At 56.8% G+C, this 21588-nt stretch carries 9 protein-coding genes and 4 pseudogenes; 3 read left to right on the top strand and 10 right to left on the bottom strand.

All coding sequences use genetic code 11. The features are described from left to right. Positions 1-44: 44 nt before the first annotated feature. The 3 genes and pseudogenes from OF385_RS03370 to OF385_RS03360 all read right to left on the bottom strand — a co-directional run bounded on the left by OF385_RS03370 (position 45) and on the right by OF385_RS03360 (position 2968). Positions 45-473, bottom strand: a complete 429-nt coding sequence (locus tag OF385_RS03370; protein WP_264276979.1) for a hypothetical protein — start codon at positions 471-473, stop codon at positions 45-47. 78 nt (positions 474-551) lie between these two features. After that, positions 552-1220 carry a hypothetical protein gene (locus tag OF385_RS03365; RefSeq protein WP_264276978.1) on the bottom strand — a complete coding sequence of 223 codons (669 nt, stop codon included), beginning with the start codon at positions 1218-1220 and terminating at the stop codon, positions 552-554. A gap of 307 nt (positions 1221-1527) precedes the next feature. Further along, positions 1528-2968 (bottom strand): annotated as a pseudogene (locus tag OF385_RS03360) (integrase core domain-containing protein). A gap of 805 nt (positions 2969-3773) precedes the next feature. Here OF385_RS03360 and OF385_RS03355 point away from each other — a divergent pair. From OF385_RS03355 to OF385_RS03345, 3 genes and pseudogenes are all read left to right on the top strand, one after another. After that, positions 3774-4140: pseudogene (locus tag OF385_RS03355) on the top strand (methionine synthase); the annotation flags it as partial. Between the two features lie 685 nt (positions 4141-4825). Further along, the gene (locus tag OF385_RS03350; RefSeq protein ID WP_264276977.1) at positions 4826-8995 is read left to right on the top strand and encodes an ATP-binding protein; all 4170 of its coding nucleotides are present in this window, start codon (positions 4826-4828) and stop codon (positions 8993-8995) included. A gap of 337 nt (positions 8996-9332) precedes the next feature. Continuing rightward, a pseudogene (locus OF385_RS03345) lies at positions 9333-10604 on the top strand (ISL3 family transposase). Here OF385_RS03345 and OF385_RS03340 read toward each other — a convergent pair. From OF385_RS03340 to OF385_RS03310, 7 genes and pseudogenes are all read right to left on the bottom strand, one after another. Then, a complete protein-coding gene (locus tag OF385_RS03340) occupies positions 10569-11657 on the bottom strand; it encodes an IS110 family transposase (protein WP_264276976.1) in 1089 nt (362 codons plus the stop codon). The pseudogene OF385_RS03345 and the gene OF385_RS03340 sit on opposite strands and share 36 nt — an antisense overlap. A 284-nt stretch (positions 11658-11941) precedes the next feature. After that, positions 11942-12232 carry a transposase gene (locus OF385_RS03335; RefSeq protein WP_264276975.1) on the bottom strand — a complete coding sequence of 97 codons (291 nt, stop codon included), beginning with the start codon at positions 12230-12232 and terminating at the stop codon, positions 11942-11944. Positions 12233-12286: 54 nt separating this feature from the next. Continuing rightward, positions 12287-12743 (bottom strand): annotated as a pseudogene (locus OF385_RS03330) (ISL3 family transposase); the annotation flags it as partial. Positions 12744-12873: 130 nt separating this feature from the next. After that, complete coding sequence (locus OF385_RS03325) at positions 12874-13968, bottom strand: DUF262 domain-containing protein (protein ID WP_264276974.1); 1095 nt, start codon at positions 13966-13968, stop codon at positions 12874-12876. Between the two features lie 858 nt (positions 13969-14826). Beyond that, the gene (locus tag OF385_RS03320; protein WP_264276973.1) at positions 14827-18030 is read right to left on the bottom strand and encodes a type I restriction endonuclease subunit R; all 3204 of its coding nucleotides are present in this window, start codon (positions 18028-18030) and stop codon (positions 14827-14829) included. Next, a complete protein-coding gene (locus OF385_RS03315) occupies positions 18030-19004 on the bottom strand; it encodes a hypothetical protein (protein WP_264276972.1) in 975 nt (324 codons plus the stop codon). Before OF385_RS03315 ends, OF385_RS03320 begins: the two co-directional genes overlap by 1 nt. Positions 19005-19207: 203 nt before the next feature. Next, the gene (locus OF385_RS03310) at positions 19208-21262 is read right to left on the bottom strand and encodes a type I restriction-modification system subunit M (RefSeq protein ID WP_264276971.1); all 2055 of its coding nucleotides are present in this window, start codon (positions 21260-21262) and stop codon (positions 19208-19210) included. Positions 21263-21588: the final 326 nt, after the last annotated feature.

Below are 21588 nucleotides of genomic sequence, written 5' to 3'. Positions count from 1 at the left end.
CCAACAGGTGATCCCCAGCGTCAGCTATTTAATCTGTGTGTGGACTACTTCGCCGAGGTCTTGCGGGAGCGTGCCACAATGACGGTGCCTCCAACGGCTAGTAGCCCGCCAAGCCCGGCGGTCCAAGCGCCTTCAAAGCCGGTGTCCGCAAGAACTGGTGATTCTGCGGAAGAGGCAACAACGGTTGATGCTGGCTTCTTCGCCGCTTTGGCCTTGCTGACAATCGTCTTACCGATTGAACCGGCAGGCTTGATCTCTGCTTTGCCCACCGGGCTCGAACTTTCCGAGGCGACAGGCTCGTTCACCGTCTCAGATCCGTGGGTTGAACCACCCGAGGTCTCCGGGGTGATACCTAGATACAGTTCAAGGTAGTACGCGAGCTGCTCAGGGTCGTTGGCATAGACTTCTTCGAGGAATTCTTTGAAGTCCGCGGCATCCTCGTCGGTTTCGATGTAGTCGGCGATCAATGACAAGAACTGAGCAACCAGATAATGACCAGCATCGCTGCGGAAGTACGCTTCCCACTGAGCGTCGTCCCATTCGAAGCTATCCTATGGGAGCGCATTGAGAATGGTATCCCAGAACGCCCGCTCTTCCTCAGTTAATTCATAATCATCGTCAGCCGAAAACTCTTCGGCTAATAGCTCCTCGACCCGCCGGTTGTATTCTTGCCCGGCTTCGGAATTATCAAATTCTTCCCACTGAGTGTCACTCCATTTTTCGGTGCCTTCCGGTAACAGCGCATCAATTTCGTCCCAGCGATCGTCAATAGATACGACCCCGAAGGAGGTTGATGATGCCTTCGTAGGCTCAGGAGATGTAGGCGCCGCACACTTGGTTACCGGAGTCGCCGGCTCCGGTGCTTTCTGCACCTCAGTTGGTGATGCCAGTGTTTCCTCTGCGGCCGGCTCGGAAACTACAGCCTCCTGGGACACTTCTACTTCAGACTCGACAGTTTCAAGTGAGGACTCGACAGATGGAGCCGGTGCCTCTTCCACTAGCGGCGCAACATCAACGGAGGAATCCCCTACGGCAGACTCCGAGGAAGTTTCAGTTTCGGCCCAAGTCACCGACGGCGACTGCGCAGCGGCACTGTCGACGGCAGCAGGCTCCGCCAGATTTTTGACCGACACTTCTGCATCCGGAGACGCCACTACCGTTTCTTCAACGACGAGAACATCGTCAATAGCTTCAATAGCTTGCGCTGCGGCTCCGGTCAATAGAAGACCTGAGGCTAGAGCCGTAGAGAGTACGGTGGCACAAATTTTAGATTTCAAAATCTTCCTGCTTCATGAAGTGCGAATCGCTACGAGCAGGCCAATCTGAAAGGCGTCAGAAAGTTCCACAAGAGTGACTCTGGTCTGCGACGTGTTTAGCAGTGGTATTTGGTAGCACCTGTGTACCGAAACGGTGTGAAATCTCGTCACTTCGTAGACACTGAAACTCATGGCTTCGTGGACAGTGGATCTCAATACTTTATACACAGCTACCGGCGGCTCCCCTTCGAGCGCCGCCGGCGACAGCTAACTACCGATAATCAAATACCTCTGGCATGCCTTCTTCCCGCGCCTCGTACTGGGCTTGGTATTCGGCGGCCTTCCGGATCCACTGTTTTGTCGGGTTCGCCAAGTGAATTCCCCTGATCGAGTACGAGGACACAAACCGCTGATGAACGCGCAATGCCACCATCGGCAACGGGAAGCTCAACACCACTTCCGCAGGATCGGGGTCCGACAAGATGAATTCGTCGTCGGTGATGGTCCTCAGGAACTGCCGGTCGGCATAGGTCTGCGGCAGTGAGATCTGCTTGCCCCGATAATAGGCTTGGCAGTTGTCCTTATTGACCCGCACCAGTAGTTGATGGCTTTCCCGGTCCATGTCAGGCTCGTGCTGCTTCGTGAGCTTCTTCAGGATGTCGCCGGTTTTCGAAACGACTAGGTCAGCGCGGTTCGCCGCCGCGCCGCCGAGTCGGCGCTTCATCAGGTATTCAGCAGCCTTGGCTTCCAGCACCACCATCGGTATCGGCTCGGTAGCCGGTGTGTGCTCCAACAGCTCCCAGGCCTTCTGCGGGGTTGCCTGGTTCAGGGATTGATGGGGGCGGCGCTGGTTGTAGTGCTCGCGGTAGCGTCGAAGCAGCTTCTGCACGTCGGCAAGATTTTGCGGCCTGTTTGCTTTGAGGAACTGCTGTAGGGTCTGGTGCGAACGTTCATTCTTGCCCTGAGTTGTCGGCCTGCCCGGCAACCCCGTGATCGGCATGCTTCCCTGTGACGCCAGATAGGCTTCCACGATGCCGATGGTTCCGCCGCGAAGCTGGTTGAACGCCTTGGAGTTATCGCTGAGAACTTCCTTGGGCGGCCCGTATTCACTGATGGCACGTGCGAGCACCTGTTGCGCATCGCCGCTGTTCTCGTGGCGTGAATACGCGTTGGAGCCCACATCGAATCGGGTCGCATCGTCGATGAGCTGGTAGACGGTCACCACCTGGTCGGAGAGGGTTCTGTACTCGAACGCGTCGAGTTGCCACAGTGCCATGGCAGCAGAGCGCACGAAGGGGACGTAGGAGGATTTTGGGCGTTTGCGGGGACTTCGTTCAACATGCCCGACAAAGCAGCCTGGCAATGGTCGCGACGGACGGGATCTGGCCGCCAGGGAATTCGTCCAGGATGGTCGCTTCGTAATGGATGGTCTTCGGTCCGTTGTCCTAGCCGTCCTTCTTGAGTTCTTTGCGGATCCTGACCAATTCGTTGATCACGTCGGGACCGTAGCGTCTGGAAGGCAACTTTGGGGCCGTGGAACGTGGGTGGAGCGCGCCGGCTGATTCTTGGCTGGCTCGTTCGCGGATGCGGTAGAAGATACTTCGCGAGATTTTCTGGGTCTTGCAGAATTCGCTGACCGTCAGGGCATCGGGTGGTGTCGGATCGAAACTGATGATCATCGCGCGCAGGCCTGGAGAGAGTGCGTTAGGCATGGAAATGAGCGTGCCTGAAAATCACGTCTCGAATGTCCACGAGGGTAGGAGACATCGTGTCCACGATCTTATGAGATCGTGTGTCCACAAAGTCTTGAGACAGGACATACAAAGTATTGAGATCCACTGTCCACGAAGCGATGAGTTTCAGTGTCTACGAAGTGACGAGATTTCACATCCGATGCGCGCACAGGTGATACCAAATACCTCTGCTAAACATGCGACGATGTTTGATGATCAAATAAATGGATTCGCTAATTTACTACAAGACAAAATAATTTTCCGATTATCTGGCACTTTCTCAAAACGTAAAAATTCCTCTATTATGCGCTAGGGGTCATGCAAATACCTTGCGCATTTTCGCTCTTCGCACGTTCACGAGGAAATGAAACCCACGGAACCTAGTGACATTCTCGTCCTTCCCGTCGTCTTAGATTGTCGTACGTGGTTCGACGCGAACGAGGAAACCAGCGACGACGTCTGGCTACCATGCGCTAAGAAGAGAACACACTCCCCGACATCGCTCACGGTCAAGCAGGCAATACCCGAAGCTCCTTGTATCGAGTGGATAGATGCGTTTCGGCGCAAAAGCGACGATACTGCTTTCCTCCAGGGCTACACGCCAGGACGAAAAACCTTACCCTGGCCTCAGAAAATTACTGCACTGGCCGATGCGTTAGCCTCACAACTGAGAATGCACCCGAGGCGCCTAGTCGATACTGAAAACCCAAATCAGGCGGACTTCTGGAACGCGCGTATCAGAAACAGACAGAATGAATATTTTATGCAATGCAACCAATGATCCTTTGGCTACGCCTTCAAGGCGAACAACGATTGGAAAGTCACCTTGGGCGCACAGTGGCGCCAGTACGAGAAGTCCTTCCCTCTATTGCAAGCTTCCGCCATCGATACCGTTTCGCTGGAGTCCCATCACTCGAATGTTCCGCTTGAGGTCATTTCATTGGTCCGCGGCAAGCAAGTGATTCTCGGCGCGATCGACGTGGCCAATGACATTGTGGAGAGTGCGGAGGAAGCACCCCAGACCCTGCGAAACGCACTCGAAAATGTAGGTGCTGACAAGCTGATTGCCAGCACCAACTGCGGCATGACACCATTCCCGCCGCGATATTGATTTGGCTACCCTCAGCACTGGCACCGGCACAACGCGCTAGTCGTCGTCCGCGTCTGAAGCCAGAATGACCGCGCCCTGGCAGCTCAGAGAAGATTTCAAAGCTAAGTTCCGCTTGTACCAGTGGGTTGCGGTGATCACTGCAATTGCAGGACAAGGTCAGTTGGCTACTGACCACGTCCTCAGTGCCATCGTTTTGCGCGTACCGGAGATACTCGTTTTTCCTTTAGGCTCTGTCGCCGGAGGCCAGCGTGCGCTCGTGAGAGCAGGCTGTCGTCATACATTTGCTCAATGCGGGAAATAGAGGAGTCTGAGCTCGTCGCAATCAGATACTTCGACAGCTTTACCTTGACACATGCCCGGACCAAGTTGGCCACTCGTGAAGTAAACTGCGACCACGTGTGCTCTTGCGTGCGCCGCGAAATCGAGGAACGGGTTGGGATGGAGAATCCACAGAGTCCACCGGCCGAGCGATACAGCCCTTCGTCGAATGCGACATGCAGCTAGGTGGGTCCAGCAGCGCTCCACGGCCCCAAAACTGCGCGGCATCTTTTAAGAAAGCATTCTCAGCCAGATTATTGAAATTCAAAATTTAATTGGATACTGAATGCTGAGACTAGGGCTTAGTATTAATTATTGGGGTTACTTATTCGAGTGGGTCCCTGTCAATCACTTACCTACCTGTCCTTGGCATTGATCAATGATCACCAAGTCCGTGAGGAGTCCGCATGAACATTCCAGATATAGACTATTCACGCGTGCGCTCGCTGGGCCCGGGCGGTAAGCGAGATGGGTACGAACAATTCATCTGCGAGCTGGTTGCGCAAGAGCCTCCGCATGCAGACGCGAACTTCGCGTCCCTTCACGGAGCCGGGGGTGATGGAGGCGTCGAATGCTACTGGACCCTTCCCGACGGCACCGAGCATGGCTGGCAAGCGAAGTATTGGACTCACCACGCCGATGTCGACAAATCGCAACTCGATGCCTCCGTGAGGGCAGCTCTCACCAACCATCCGAATCTAACAAAGTACACCATCGCGATCCCTTGTGACCCGACCGGACGCACAAGCGGCAAAGGGAAATCGTTACTGGAGAAAATAAACGACTCTGATGGTTGGCTCAATAATTGGCAGACGATGGCGTCCGATCGGGAGATGACCGTCGTATTCGAGTTTGAATGGGCGTCAAACACAGCCACGCGCCTAGCTCGGTTAGACAATTCCGGTGCCCAACGGAGGTATTGGTTCGACGCCGACGTGCTCTCCCACCAGTGGTGGATGGACCGATTGCAAGACGCAACCAACGCCGCCAGCCCGCGATATATGCCAGAGCTGAACGTAAACGTTCCTGCGTCTCAGAACATCGCTGCACTATGTTCCGATGATGATTGGTGGGATGCCGTCCTGGAACAGGTCGATGAGCTCTCGGAAGTATCAAAACGTCTGCAACACGCCCGAACCGATGCAACGGCCGCTGATCTAGGCACCGTGCTTGACGCTGCCACGGCCGTCATCCAGGCCCTCAAAAATTGGGAGCGTGCACGAACCGAAGGTGAGTATCGAACTCTCGGTACGGCGCTAACCGACACAATAGCTGTGGTCAGAGAGCAGGAGGCTGCCGAGACCGCACAGATGAATGCCACGCATGAGGATTGGGACACACCTAGTTGGAGGCAGTACCAGAGCGAATACTTTGTACGTTTTCCTGCGGAAGCCGTCGACGCTCTCCGTGCTTTGGACGGCAAACTCGAAACTGCCGCCAAGCTCCTCATCAGCCCCCTCGGTACACTCGCCAACTCTCAAGTAGCGCTAATGACCGGGCCCGCCGGCATAGGCAAGACCTACCTCGCCCTCGATGTCGTCGACTACCGCCTGCAGAGAGGTCTGCCTAGCGTCATGATGCACGGTCGCTGGTTCAATGACAACGACCCGCTCACACATCTCCGCGACGTTCTTCAAATGCCGGCAGATCTGACTAGCGAAGAGACGATCGCTCTTCTTGATCAAAGTGCGCGCGCCACAGGAGCACCCACCCTCCTCGTCATCGATGCGCTCAACGAAACCCGTCCTCGATCCGTTTGGCGGGACAATCTCGCTCGTCTTGTCTCCATCATCACCAGATACCCACATATTCGACTGCTGCTGACTGCACGCACCCATTACGTCACTCAAGTAGTCCCTCCAGGCTTGTCTATTCCTCGGTTCGAGCACACAGGTTTCGAGGGTGTCGAGTTCGAGGCGGTCAGCGACTATGCCACGTACTACGGTCTCGAACCTCCGACATCGCCGCCGATCCACGGTGAGTTCGATAACCCGCTCTACCTCCGGTTGGTCTGCGAAGCTTTACAATCCGATGGCCGACTCTCGCTAGACCAAGCCAACATGGGGCTGGGTGAGCTCGCCAAAATGGTCCTCGGGCACGCGAACGAAACTATTAGTAATCGCGTCGACGCCTCGGTATCCGACCAGATCGTCCACCGTTCTATGCACTCTTTGGCAAGCGCAATCGCAAACCAAGACGGAGCCCCTCTCACCCGAGTCGCCGCCCAAGCCGAACTGAGCCCGATCTGGTCCGCCAACAGCGCCGAGAAATCACTGCTCGATGGACTCATCGCACAGGGCCTAGTCGAAGAAGACGTCATCCCCGATAGCAGTCCTTATGGCACCGACATCATCACCATTGCATTCGAGCGCATCGGCCACCACCTGATCGTCTCAGACGCGCTCGCTCAAGTGCGCGACATAAATGGCATTCGTGCCCAACTCTCCGGCCGCCTCGGGCAGATCATCGGTCTCGGCTCGACCATCGATGTCGGCCTCCTCGAAGCCACATCGGTCGTAATCGCCGAACGCTTCGGTATCGAGTTGACAGCCTTCGCTGAGGAAATTCCCGACATCCCCAAGCGCGACGCTGCCATCATCGCAGGCATAGCATGGCGTTCCACATCTTCCATTACTCTCGATACGGGAAGCATTATTACCAATGCTCTGCACCGAAGTGAGACCTTCGACGCAGGCCTCACGATGCTGTTCAGGCTTGCAGCACGCCCCAGTCATCCACTCAATGCCGACTTCCTCTATAAGTTCCTCAGCAGCCTCACTATGGCGTCGAGAGATCAATTCCTCGCTGGGTGGCTGCACACAAGTCACGGCACAAGCGGAGCGGTCGACCGCCTGATCCGCTGGGCGAGCGAGAAACCGCTCGATGCTGTCGGCGCGGAGACGACACGCTTGTGGGTCAACACATTGCTGTGGGCGACGAGTGCTACTGACCGACGCGTTCGTGAGCCAGCCACAATCGCCGCAGCCCGCTTACTGGCTCGTCACCCCGATCAGGCCGCTACTCTGCTCGAACAATTCTGCGTAGTCGACGACGAATGGGTTGTCGAACGAGCTCTTTCGGTCGTCTACTCGGCACTCTTAGCCACAGGTAGTGGTGTGGATTGGGCCGCAGCAGCCAGTGTCGTGTGGGAAAAGTTCTTCACCCCTACCGCAGGTCTTACTTCAAATGCCGCCGTTCGCGATGCCGCCCGATCCATTCTCGAAGCAGCGCACGATCGCAAAGCGCTCTCCGCAGATGTAACAGCTGACAAGTTTCGCCCTCCTTACAGCAGTGATTGGCCTCTGACTTGGCCTACGGAGGAGGATATTGCCCGCTATGACAATCGCGACTACCCGAAGGTCGTGTACTCCACCACAATCGACGACTTCTTCGTCTACAAGCTCAAGCACGAACTTCTTGACCGTCCGGAGATCGATGCCGCAGCTGGCGCACGATGGGTGGTCGCGGAGATCATCCGGCTCGGTTACCGCCCCGACCTACATTCAGGCTTCGATGGCTACGTGTTGGGAAAGTACGGACCAGGTCGTGCCAAGCCAAAGTGGATCGAGCGAATCGGCAAAAAGTACCAATGGATCGCACTCAACCGCCTCATCGGCCACCTATCCGACCACGCGCCCAAGTCCAAAAAATCTTGGGAACCCCCAGCGCCAGCCGTTCCCGGGCCCGATTCCTCTATCCTCCGGCAAGTTGACCCGACAGTTACCGAATTCGAACCCGCGAGCGATGCACCCCGACTCTGGGTGCCGGCCTATAACTGGAATGCAAAGAACGGAAGAACTGATGCCAGTTGGGTGGCCGATGACTCTGATCTGCCTACCATCGACATCACTTCTGCCGAACGGGACGGGATCCCCTTCATCGTTCTATCGGGGTCATACACTTGGGATCTCATTGACGACAATAACAAGCGGACCCACACCGTCTGGTCAAATCTCTACGCCCACTTCGTGAGTACCGACGATCTTTCCATCGCCCATGGAGAGCTTGAAAAACAGGACTTGATCAACGATCTTGACATGTCCCGGCTCCCAATGAGCTACAACGGGTACGTCGGCGAGTTCCCGTTCGGACACCACCACGGTGAAACGTTGCATGTAGTCGATTATGAGTGGACAAACCCACTGAGTGTTCCGACACGCCCAGCAATCTGGGAGCTTCGCGGCGAGAACGAGTATGCCCCAGGCAACCTCGAAACAATCTCGTTTGATGCTCCGGCTCCTGAGTTCTTTGGCGCCACACCAGGTGCTCTCCATTGGAACGGTCGCAACGGATGGACCGATACAAGCGGCCGGCTCATCGCGGTTCTACGGCATTCGATCGACGTCGGCCAGAACGAGCTCCTAATGGAAAAGGATTTCCTGCAGACCTGGCTGACCACTGAGCAAAAGTCATTGATCTGGGTCGAAAACACGGGAAAGGATGTATACCGAGAAATAGGTTGGAGCACATATTATCCCGGAGCTCTCGTCCGGTCTCAAGTCCGCACCTGGATTCCGGGGAAGGACGTCCAGACTCTGGCGCCCGGCTGGCAACGCATACCTTCCCGCAACGATTGATCATTCTCGCGAGCGGGTTATTTCCGTTCCACGCCGGTACTAGTTACTCTTTTTCCTCAGCTGCATAGCGAACGTACCATGCAGGCTGGCCCGCTGCGCCTGGCGCGGTACTACTTTGTCCGTGTGCTCGGGAGGTAGTCCCTTGGGCGAGTGAAAATAACTTCAACAGACGTCGAATGGAATGAGTCACTAGCGACAGAGGCTATACCGGCTCTTCGATTTTTAGCGTGGTGATCCCAACATAAGTAAGGCTCGCAGCTCCTCTGCGAAGATGGATGTCGACTAAAATAAATTCATCTGCAAGGAACTACGAGCCGTGTTCAAGTAGACCGGGCCAATCGATGCTGCGTCGATTCTGTTGAACCTCACCGACTACCGCGTCATCTCTGCCACTCACGAATCTTCCGGGCGACAAGTACTTGTCGAACCGATATCGACCGAAGCTGCCTGGCCTTCCTGTGGCGTGCTGACCACCCGGATCCAGGCCAGGCCAGTGCACCGGGGCAAGGACCTGCCAGCCGGCGGTGATGGCCTGCAAGTCCTGGTTCGCAAGCGGCGCATGGCCTGCCAAGAGCAGGCTTGCGAACGGCGGTCCTTCGCACAAACCACCGACCAGCTGCCAGTCCGCGCACGGATCAGCGCCAGGCTCTCCAACGGCTCGTGGAGGAGATGAGCTACGAGCCGCGTGCCATGTCCCGGGTCGCTGCCGCGCACTCAGTCTCATGGCCTTCGGTCATGGCCCGTCTGACCACCGTCGGCGAACTGGTCGGGGACGTGGACAGCATGTTCATCCGCCGCCTCGGCATCGACGAACGCTGTTTCCGCAAGGTCTGCTACGCGCGAGGCCGTAGCGGAAAAGTAGTGCGGATCGAGCCGTGGTCCATCGTGTTCACCGACCTGGATACGGGGAAGATCCTGGATATCGTGGATGGGTGCCGCGGTGCGGCGGTGAAGAAATGGCTGAAGGCCCGGCTGCGGTACTGGCGTCAGCCGGTGCAGGTCGTGGCGATCGACATGTCTTCACAGTTCCGCAAGACGGTGCGGGAAACCCTGCTTAAGGCGAAGATCAGCGTGGATCATTTCCATGTGATCCAGCGGGCGAACCTGATGATCACCCAGGTGCGCCGCCGGCGCTCCCACGAGGTGCACGAGCGCCGCGGCAGGATCACGGTTCCGGCGTATAAGTACCGGAAATTATTGACCTGCAATCTGGAGAACCTGTCGATCAAGCAAGTGGAGCGCCTCAAATTGATCCTTGAAACTGATCCCGAACTCGCCAGTGGTCTATGGGATCAAGGAACACGTGAGGGACCTGCTGCGGGCCACGGATGTTCATGAGTTCCAGGCCAGGTGGGCGGTGCTGGAGAAGTCGGTGCGAGCAATAAAAATGGTCGAGGCGAAATCACTGTTCAGGACGTTGAGTGCGTGGCGCAGCGAACTGCTGGTGTTCGTGCGAACGAGGCTGACGAACGCACGGATCGAGGCGTCTAATCTGACGGCGAAGGACCTGAAACGCACTGGCCGGGGTTATCGGAATCATGGTCATTACCGGCTTCGGACTCTTCCATGTCTGTCAAGCCGCAACCGGAACCTCATCGATCTGTGCTGAAATACTGAAGATCTTGAAAATTCGACGGGCCAGATAACGCTTGATGCATCTGCGGATCTCCCGATTGCTCTTGCCTTCAGTCCGGCGCTTCTCAACGTAAATTAGCGTCTCCTCGTCATAGGTCATGCGCGTGATCGCAGCCATATGCAGGGCAGAATTCAATGACCGATCACCGCCTCGATTAATTCGATAGCGGGTTGTGTTCCCCGATGACGCAGGAATCGGATTCACCCCAGCCAAGCAGGCAAACGCCGCCTCATCACGCACTCGCCCTTCATGGGACCACGCGACGAAACACTTCGCTGCCGTGATTGCCTTGAAGCCGATCTCACCCAACAACGGCGCCGCTTCGCTGACCCTAACCAGTTCATCCAACTGCTGCTCATTGGCCGTCAGATGCTGATCCAAGTCCAGAATATGCTTGGCCAGTCGCACCGCTTCGGCGCGTGCAATCCTCAGCGACAGTTCTTTTTCCCGTTCCCGCCACCGGCTGACCTCGGTGATTTGGCTACCGGTCAGCTTCTTGCGGGCGTCGATCCCCAGGGCGTTGCAGCGCACCAAAGCGTTCAAGGCGTTGACCGACCTGGTGCGGTCTTTCGCCATCGAGCTGCGTGCCGTGACGAGGATGCGCAGACCTTGCCGAATTCCTTCATGCAGCCGCGGATGGCGCAATTTGTCTACCGGCAGCGGGAGAGAGGCCCTGGCCAGTCGCTGGGCGTCCAAGGCATCGGTTTTTCCTACGCCGCGGTTCTGCTTTTTGCTCATGCGTGGTGCCTCGGTGACGGGGAATCCGTGGGCGGCAACGGTGCCGGCAAGGATCGCTCCGTACGTGGCAGCTCCTTCAATGACCCAGAGCGTGTCTGCTGCGCCTTGGGTGCGTCGGGCGACCCAGTTGACGGCCCGGTTGATGCCGGTACTGCTCACTGGAAACGACTGGGTATCGAGCAGGGCGCCGTTGCTGGAATCGATGGTGGCGTAAACATGATTTCGTGCGTGCGTGTCGACACCCACGACAAATGGGTGGCAATGCGCGACGATAGGTTGTGCGGTCACCGTAGTTTCCTTTCCTGGATTTTCTCGGTCGGCCGTGAACGGCCGGCACCAGTCCGGGTAAAGGTCACTACGGAACAGTACTGTGATGGGTCACACCCTCTAGTTGGGGGTGGACATTCTTCTGATGAAGCTACCGTGGCGGGCCGGCTTGGTCCCGGCCGACCCACCCCAGTTAGATGGACAAGTCCGAAGCATGACACTGTGACAGGTCAGATATTGTTTGAGTCACATCCAGGGTGGGGCGGCTGGTTCCTATCCTGCCAGCTAGTCCCAGACCAGCCACCTCAAGTCTCACAGATACTGTTGTACACGGCGGGGCTACGGCCCTGCTGAGCATCCTGCGCCACGCTTACTTTGAAGAGCCGCTTATCAGCTTCCAGGACAATGGACTGGGCCAGCGTCATCGCGCCGCTGTTCTTGTAGTTGCGCACCCAAGTGCGCAGCGTTTCACTGCTCAGGCCCAGCTCCTTGGCCACGCGGCTGATGGCGCCGTTCGCTGTGCTTGGATCGGCCAGCGCGTGGATCACGAGGTCCACGGCGCGGGTCTTAAGTTCATCGGTGCATTTGATCGGCAAGAGAGAAGTGTTCCTTTTCCAATTTCCTTGCCTCTATTAAACCCGGTGCGATTCAGTGTTCATCCTGGCCATCTCGGTAGGCCAAGACATTCCGCGTGCGGAAGCCGCCAGAGTGAGCGGACGCAGCTCGTAGCTCATTTCGTTCACCCGTTGTTGGGCGGGCCTGGTGGTAGGCCTGCCGCAAAGGGGCAGCCGGTCAGTGGTTTCCACGAAGGAACGCCGTTCTCGGATACCGGTTCTTGGCAGGCCATGCGCCGCTTCCAGACCAAGACTTGCAGATCGTCGTCGCCGGCTGACAGGTCCTTGACCCGGTGCGCCGGCGTGGTTCGGATCCTCGCGGTCAGTACCTTGCAGGAGGGGCAGGCTGCTTTGGTGGCGACCGGCTCGATTAGAACTTGTCGTCCGGCGACTTCATGGGAAGCGGTGAGGCGCGGTGGTCGGTGGGGTACAGAAGTATAGACGCAGCGTCGTTTGGCCCGGTATCCGTTGAACATGGCTTATAGTTCCATATTGGTGCATGTCTGGACAATACTCATCCTCACAGAGGACTGCGACCCGAGCTTATTTTCGGGTCACGACGCTATAACCCGAAGAGCCAGGTTATGCGAAGTTTTATCGAGGCACCTCATGAAGCATCGAGACTAGGCGTTCTCGTCCTCGTCTAGTACTTCAGGGAGCTCATAAGGCAATCCGAATAGGTAACTTTCCAAAGCAGCGTTGCGAATCTTGCGACTTCCCAAATCGCTGGAGGCCCGAACACCACGGGAATAGCCCAATGCCTGTTCTATGCTGTTCGAATCATCATTATCGGTAACAGATAGGTGTGAGGCCACGTTCGTGGAAAATATTTCAAGCTTTTCTGTTAGATTTTGGCGCAAATCTCGATCAAAAGGCATTGCTGTCACATGTTTCGCCATTACAAGAAATAGAGTGTAAAAGTCCGTCTTCTTGCTCCATCGGGTCCGTGTCGGCCACTTTAATATTTGCCCCAGTTCCCCTAGAACTATTCTGAAAATCTTCTCAATTTCCCGACGGTCCGGAAACTCTGATTCAAAATTTTTGTAATATTTGTCAAGAGAAGCTTTCTTATTTTGAAGACCGTATAGGTGAGCTACCGCTAGTTCACTTACAAACTCAATATCAAGCATGCGACGAATATCGTTACTAGTGAATACCCCGGAAGTCACCCAGAATTCATCTTGGCTAATCTCCTTCATGGTCGAGATGAATTCGCCCCAGTAAGTCGCATGACGGATCTCCTGAGCATTTAAGGCAACATTATTGCGGTTCAGACGCTCGAAGATACCTCGTATCTCAGGTTCCGAAAGTTGTGGTAACTCACGTACCACAAATTTGTACTCGAATATCTGCTTCTTTTGTTCGTCTTCGAGCTCGTCAAAAAATGATCCAGCCAAGGCACCCGAGTCATCTCCAAGGGCGAATTCTCCAGCTAAGAAAGCCATACATGCGCGAATTCGCTGCTGCCCGTCTACAACCACGTATTTTTCTTCCCCCACGGCGTCTACAACCGTCTGTAGGTAAAGTTCTGGGATCGGGTAACCCCTTAGTACCGTGTCAATGAGATATGCCTGCTGTTTCTCCTGCCAGACAGGATTCCTTTGGAATGGAGGCTGAAGTTCTAGCTCATTTTGATGGTATCTTTTCCAAAACCATGCAATGGTATGAGTTGTTGCTTCAAGGAAACGCTGCCCTCCGAAATACTGCTGAATGGACATAATGTCACTCGTCCTTCTCGGCTAACGCCGGGGTACTTGGATCGTCTGATAATTCTCGTGCCTGATGTTCAAGCATTAACTTCTCGACATTCCTCTGGTGATACGAACGAAGAGAGTCGAAATCTCGGTAGATCCTCGCTTTGACATCCCTGTCTTGAGTCGGCGCAAGTGTACCGGCTCGCCCCAACACGCTTGCCCAGTGCGCTCCGAATGGCAAGTATGGGAGTAGCTTGTCAGTAGCGATTGTCCCATCGAAAACGAGGCTTCTTCTATGCCATTTTAACAGGTCTGCTGTGTCTTTTGCTGTTGCATTAATACTTTCTGCTGGGCCAAGATTTCGAAGCCATCTCCAGGCCTCGTCGAAATGTCGTGAGCTAACCACAGCCAGATCTACGTCAGACTCACTGTGAAAGGGTCTCATAAATTTGGCGGGGTTAGGAGACAAACTGATGCCAACAGAAGTGCTCCCAACTATAACCACGTTTAGAGGGTCCACTCCCAACCCTTCGGCAACTTGCGCTCGCCAATTTGCGTACTCTTGTCTGGAGTTGAATATTGCTGGAAGCCTGTCCAGAATGTGGAGGTTCGTGAATGTCGAAGAATCGAGATGGGAAAGGCCACTCTTAATATCATCGACTACTAACTTAGAATTCTGCACAAACTTAGTATGCCGCATCATCGACGCTGTAGAGCCTAATTCGTTCATGTGACAACAAGATTCAAGGTATCGACTGAGGTTTAGTTGTATCGGCAACTTATCTTGTAATTCATAAGTTGCAAGACGTCTCATGCTGCTTCATCCCGATTAACAGGAACTATAATTCAGGATCGCCCGCCAGGCTGCTCGCTGTGGTTGACTCATAATGCTTGATTCCCGTCGCTTTCAGAATTCTCAGTTCTAAAGCGACGTGTCCGGTAGAGGTAGCGACCTATCAATCGGATAAACTCTTCTGCGCGCTCGTTCTGGCCAGTTAGCGCACCGGTAAGCTTTCCGAAGGCTCCTTCGTTCAGCACCGCAGCATCCATGAGCGTCTCTCGCAGTTCAGGCGACGCCATGAACTGGTCGAGAGCGTTGTGGTCGATCTGGTCGGCGATGCGTGGATCTTCCTCGGCCATGCCGGCTGCGGCGATCACGAAACCCTGGATCTGCGGATCGGCAAACTCCGCGCCGAACAGCGCATTGATCCTGGCCACGATGTCCGAGAGCAGTTCCTGCTGCGGGTTTTGCCGGGAGACATGCGAACCGACTCCGGAGATCCCGGGGAGCACCGGGGTGTCTAAGTCACCGGATAGACCGATGTCGGCCTTGCCCCGGTCGATTTGCCGGACCTTGCGCAGCTCAAGTCCGGAAACATCCACCGAGGCAATAGCATCGTCGGATGGCAATAACCTAGTGAGCTGGCGCAGGAACTCAGCGAGTTTTTCCAGATCGCTAGTGCCGTAGTCGACGACCTGAGACATGAAGTCGTACAGGCGGACGAACGAACCGCAATCCTTCTTGAACGTGCGCAGCTCATCGAGAGCCTGGGTGTCATCTCGTTCAGAAGCATCAGCCCACCGGGCCACACACTCGTCGCGTGCCGGAGTTACCGCCGCGGTCAACGCACTGTGGGACTGGGTACGCACCCACCAAGCCTTCGCATACCGCTCCACGTCAGCCTGCGTGTAGATACGCGGCTGGGACAACTTGGTTGCCAATTTATGCACGAGGTTCGGATCGGTGGCCGTCTCGACATGCGCCTCGGAGTAGTACTGCAGGAACGCATTGCGGATGTCCTGCGGATCATTGACGAAGTCGAGCACGAACGTCCGTTCCTTCTTCTCCCCCGACGGCGCACGGTACGTCCTGTTCAGCCGGGACAGCGTCTGGACCGCGTGGACGTCGGGCAGCTTCTTGTCGACGTACATCGCGCACAGCAGCGGCTGATCGAAGCCCGTCTGGAACTTGTCGGCCACGAGCATCAGCCGGTACTCCGGCCGGCCGAATTCGCGCGCCAGATCGGAACTGAGCCCCGGGTTCATGGTCGCCTCGGTGGCGTCGGTGAGGTCGTACTCCTCGTCGCTGATCTTGTCGCTGAACGCGACGATGGACTGATAGCCGTATCCCTTCTGGGCCAGATACTTGTCAGTCTCGATCTTGTAGCGCACGGCGGCCTGGCGGGAGTCGGTGACGACCATGGCCTTGGCATGCCCGTCGAGCAGGTGGGCGACGTTCGCGCGGAAGTGCTCGACGATGACATCGACCTTCTGCCCCACGTTCGTCGGATGCAGCTTGGCGAAGCGCATGATCTGTCGCGTGGCGGCTTTGGAGTCCACCAGCGGGTCGTCTGCCCCAGCGGTGATGCTGGTGATAATCCCCTTGTCATCAGTCTGCTCGATCTCGAAGGCGGTCTTGTAGGTCTGGTAGCCACGTAGTACGTCGAGGATGAATTCCTCCTCGATTGCCTGACGCATCGAGTAGACGTCGAAGGACACGGGCGTGCCATCGTCGTTCATCCGGCCAAACAGCATCTTCGTCTTGTGTTTGGGTGTCGCGGTGAATGCCAACAGCGAGACGTTGCGCGAACCGGCACGGGCAGCTGTTTCGGCAGCGATCTTCTGCTCACGGGCGAGGTCGGCCTCCACCACCTGGTTGATGACGTCTTGGCTGTCGAGTTCCTCATCATCAGTGAGTTCTCCCCCGCTTGTGAGGACTTTCTTCAGGTCAGCGGCGGTCTTACCGGACTGCGAGGTGTGGGCCTCGTCGATGATCACCGCGAAGTTCTTGTCACCCAGCGTCGTATCCAGCAGTCCCTTCACGAACGGGAAAGTCTGGATCGTGACGACGATGATCAGCGCCGAACCGGTCAAAGCATCCAGCAACGCTCGTGATTTTGAACCGCCGGAACGGCGCACGGCCGCAGAATCGATGACTGAGACGGTGCCGACGGTGTCGTCGACCTGCTCGACGGCCTGTTGCAGCTGTTTGTCCAGTACACGGCGATCGGAGACAATCAGGACCTTGTCGAAGGTCTTCTGGTTCGACTGGTCGTGCAGGCGGGCCAGCCTGTGCGCCGTCCAGGCGATGGTGTTGGTCTTGCCCGACCCCGCTGAGTGCTCAATCAAGTACCGCTGTCCGGGTCCCTCAAGGCTGATGGAGTCAACCAACTTCGTCACCGCGCGCCATTGGTGATAGCGCGGGAACATCAGCGCGGTGGAATGCTTGATCCGGCCGGTGGCAGGATCCTCATGGGTCTCGTCCTTCAAGAACATCTGCGAACCGAGGATAGCCAGCCAGTTGTCTCGATGGAGCACCTGCTCCCACAGGTACGAGGTGGCGGCTCCATTCGGATTCGCGGGGTTGCCCGAGGCTCCGGTGTCGTCGTGTCCGCGGTTGAACGGCAGGAAGTAGGTCTTCTCCCCGTTGAGCTTGGTCGTCATATGCACTTGGTCGTCGTCCACGGCGAAGTGCACGAGCGCACGGGTGCCGAAGCCTAGCAGCGGTTGACCGGCCGGGCTGCGGTCCTTGCGGTACTGGGTGACGGCGTTGCGCCATTCTTGCTTGAAGAACGACTTCAGCTCGCACGTCGCCGCTGGAATGCCGTTGACGAAGAACACCAAGTCGATGGAGCGCGAGTCGCCTCGCTTCGGCGAAAAGTGCACCTGACGCACCACACGCAGGCGCACCTTGCGATAGTGCTCATTGACCTCGCGATTCAGTGACGTGGCCGGCTTAAACTGGCACATGCGCAGATGCGCTGTCGCACCCCGGGTGTGGGAGAACTTGCGGCGCAGTACGTTCAGTGTGCCTCCGCCCGAGCTCATGGGTGTATCCAGACGGGACACGAGGGAGTTGAGTAGCGCTTCGCGGTCGGCGGCTTCGGCACCAGTTCCGACGCGCACAACCTTGGCGTATTCCTCGGGCTGGGTCTCGCTCAGCCACCAGTGAACGTCATCGGTCCAGATCGCCCGATCGACGTCGTAGCCTTCATCGGTCATGCTGTATTCCCAGCCATTCGCGGCCAGGTGCTCGGCAATCTCGGTCTCGAAAGCTTCCTCGCGTGTTCCGTCTGGTGATGCCATTAGACCCGGGCCCCCTTCTTGGCGGCGCGTACGTCGAATTGCCCAGTGACGGCGGCGGTGATCAGCGCTGAGCGGCGCTCCTTGGCGAGAGCGATGTGTTCTTCGGCTTTGGCGATCAACGTGTCGATCTGAGTGGTCTGTTGGCGATACTCCTCAACGAATGACTTCTGGTGCTCGACAGTCGGAAGCACCAACGGCACGCGCGCAAAGGTTCCCCAGTTCCGGAAGTCGACGCTCCGCTGTCGTGTACTGGGGGCCTGGGAGCTGAGGAATCCCGACGTGCCCATATACCTGATGAGGAGCGAGAGGTACTCCGCATCGTCGTCATACCGAGGTGAACAGACATGGTAAACAGGTGAGCATTGGCCCTCACTGTCGGCGATACCGACTGCGCCGGCAAAACCGTCGAGGGCATGGAAAACAATGTCCCCAGGGATAACTCCTTGGTATCCTGCCTCTGCGGCCGACATCGTGTACCCATCGGCCCGGCGGTTGGTGCGCAGCGTGACGACGCCGTCCCGGTACGCAGTCACGACGCCTGTTCCCGGGACCGATCGTCGCGCGAGGGGCACCAGCGTCTGCCTAACAGTCATCGTACGTTTGCCCTCGGTCCGTTGGAATTCAGCGTCTGCAATGGCGGCCTGTCTCTCCCGCAGCAACCTGATCAGCTCCTCTTGCGTGGCCACGAGCACGTCGATCTGGGTCGTCTCTTGGTCCAAGTAGTCAGCGATGGCGCGCTGCTCGTCGGTCTCGGGGATATATGAGTCGATCGTCTTCAAGACCGAGAACGGAACTTCCGTTGTCCGTACATTCCCTTTGCCGCCTGCGCCGATCCCTCTTTCGCGTTTGATCAGCTCCCCAGTAAACCAGTTTGATTTCATAAGGTAAGCAATAAATCGGGAGTCTACCCAATCACGGGGACGCATCACCTCATAGTGATACGTTACGAGACCGTCTTCTCCTGCTACGCCCATTGCGCCTGACCGAATGCTCATTTTGTTGAACACAATGTCATCACGCCTGCATACCTTGTATACATCAAGAGAATCTGCTCTGTGTGGTTTGTCCGTCAGCTCACTCCGTCGGATGACTCCTCGCGATTGCGACACTGACATCAAAGGAAGAACGATCCCAGGAATCCGTTCGTCAATCCTGTCAACGGCGTGTCCGAAGCGCATCACGACTCGACCTCACGCAGCAGCTCCATGATCTCACCGGCGACCCGTTCTAAGTCGGAGTCAATCTCCGCCAACGGGCGGGGCGGCTCATAGGTGTAGAAGTATCGCGTGAACGGAATCTCGTAGCCCGTCTTGGTCTTGTTCCAGTCGATCCAGGCATCCTCGACGTGGGGCTTCACCTCGGCATCGAAGTACGCTTGGACGGTCTCCTTCAAGGCTTCGTGCGTCTTCGGTTGGCCGTCCCAACCGAACGGCACGTTCTCAGAATCGCGAAGTGCAGGGTCGGGCTCGATCTCGCCCTTGTTCTTGCCAGTGGCGACGCGGCAGTACTCGGCCATCACATCGTGGACGCCGGTCGTCTGCCACAGAGCCTTGCGAAGAGCCGTCGAGAGGCTGACACCATGGTCATCGAGGTGCTTGCCGATCGCATTGTTGAACTTCTCGCGGTTCATATATGCCTCGTCGCCGAACGCCTCAAGCGCTTCTACAAGTCCGTCTACCCGTCCAAGCTTCTTGTGCTCGGCCACGGCGCTGATCGTCTCCGGCGTGCACTGGAAGCGCAACTGGAGCGGACGTTCAACGGTGACAGTCCAGTAGGCGAAGTCACGGTTGGAGAATTCCTTCACCGGCACTTTCACTTCGTCGTCCTCGTTTTGCAAACCGGCAAAGGCGTTCACAATGCGATCACGGTTCTCGTCTGAGATCTCGAGGCGTTTGGAGCCGATGGATTTGCGTAACCTCGTGCCCAGTCCGGAAGCGTCGATAAGTTGGATCTTTCCCTTGCGTTCGACGGGCTTGGCGTTAGTCAGGATCCACAGGTAAGTGGCGATGCCGGTGTTGTAGAACATATCGTTCGGTAATGCGACGATCGCTTCGACGAGGTCGTTCTCCAGCATGTGGCCGCGGATCTCCGACGGGCCCGACCCCGCACCGCCGTTAAACAGCGGCGAGCCGTTCAGCACGATACCAGCCTTGCCGCCGCGACCGGTCTCGTCCACATCACGCATCTTTGACGCGACGTGGAGCAGGAACAACATGGCTGCATCACCGACGGCGGGCAGCCCCGGCGCGAAGCGGCCCTGTCCCCCACGCACATGCTCGTTCTTTACATCCGACTCGACTGCCTTCCAGTCAGTGCCGAAGGGTGGGTTAGATAGCACATAGTCGAAGCGCAGGTCCTTGAAGCGGTCCACAACGAGTGTGTCGCCCTGGCGGACGTTGGTCGGATCCTGGCCCTTGATGAGCAGGTCAGCCTTGCAAATGGCGTAGGTGCGGGGATTGATCTCCTGGCCGAACAGCGCCGTGGAAGCACCTGGGTTGAGTTCATGCAGGTGCTCGTCAGCGACCGTGAGCATACCGCCGGTGCCTACCGTCGGATCATAGATCGACCGCACGGTGCCGCGCTCGCGCAGTGCGTTGGTGTCCTCGTCATAGATCAGATCGACCAACAGGCGCACCACGTCGCGAGGCGTGTAGAACTGACCTGCGCCGTCGTTGGCGGACTCGGCGAAACGGTAGATGAGGTTCTCGAACAGATCTCCCATGTCGGCATTCGACACGGTCTCCGGGGACATATCGATCTTCTCGAAGTGGCGGACCGCCTGGGCCAGCCGGTCGCGCGTGTCGAGCGTACGGATGACGTTCTCGAAGTCGAAAGACTTGAACACGTCCAGGTTCGCAGAGAAGCCGCCGACGTAGTCGATGAGATTGGCAGCTAGGTTGTCCGGGTCCTGCAGCGCCTTCTTGAGTGTGTAGTCGCTGGTCGTCCAGAAGGACAGTCCCGCGTTGTCCTGGCTGCGAGTGTGGATCTTCAGGTGAGTCCGGCGCTGCTGCTCGCCGTCGTATTTCTCGACGATCTCAGCCATGGCTTCGCGGTGTGGCTCCATGACGCACTCCAAGCGGCGCAGCACGGTGAATGGAAGGATGACCGAGCCGTACTCGGCCTCCGAGTAGGGTCCGCGAAGCGTGTCGGCAACGCTCCAGACAAAGCTTGAGAGGACAGACAAGACGAGCAATTCTCCTGATAAACGAGCGACATGAGCGATTTGCTTCATTCTATCGACGGGCTGGCCACTTATTAGGTTTCGTGACCGCGAATCACCGACGACGACCGATGCCACAGAAATTGTCATACGCGATGCTTCGAAGAATCAGTGTGGAGCTGGCTTCATAGAGAAACCTGCAGAATAGTACGAAATCCTTTTGCGCTCCGGTTCCGTAACGGATAGTCATGCGGACGGAGCTATCCTTGGCGCACTATGATGAGATCAGGCTTTGGGCAGGGCACGTTTCTCACGACTGGAATTACTCTTTCTCGGGCTCAGTCCAAAGAGCCATGGTGATAGTTTCCATGGATTATGACTACTCAATGTTCCCCGAA

This window comes from Glutamicibacter sp. JL.03c (assembly GCF_025854375.1).
GTDB lineage: Bacteria > Actinomycetota > Actinomycetes > Actinomycetales > Micrococcaceae > Glutamicibacter.
The sequence above is the reverse complement of the archived record's forward strand: the minus strand, read 5'-3'. Positions and strand labels throughout refer to the sequence as shown.

What these genes read in the sequence shown, in the direction of transcription:
- OF385_RS03315 (WP_264276972.1), bottom strand. Translation starts at nt 19,004, where the DNA reads ATGGGCGTAGCAGGAGAAGACGGTCTCGTAACGTATCACTATGAGGTG.
- OF385_RS03325 (WP_264276974.1), bottom strand. Translation starts at nt 13,968, where the DNA reads ATGTCCATTCAGCAGTATTTCGGAGGGCAGCGTTTCCTTGAAGCAACA.
- OF385_RS03320 (WP_264276973.1), bottom strand. Translation starts at nt 18,030, where the DNA reads ATGGCATCACCAGACGGAACACGCGAGGAAGCTTTCGAGACCGAGATT.
- OF385_RS03350 (WP_264276977.1), top strand. Translation starts at nt 4,826, where the DNA reads ATGAACATTCCAGATATAGACTATTCACGCGTGCGCTCGCTGGGCCCG.
- OF385_RS03310 (WP_264276971.1), bottom strand. Translation starts at nt 21,262, where the DNA reads ATGAAGCAAATCGCTCATGTCGCTCGTTTATCAGGAGAATTGCTCGTC.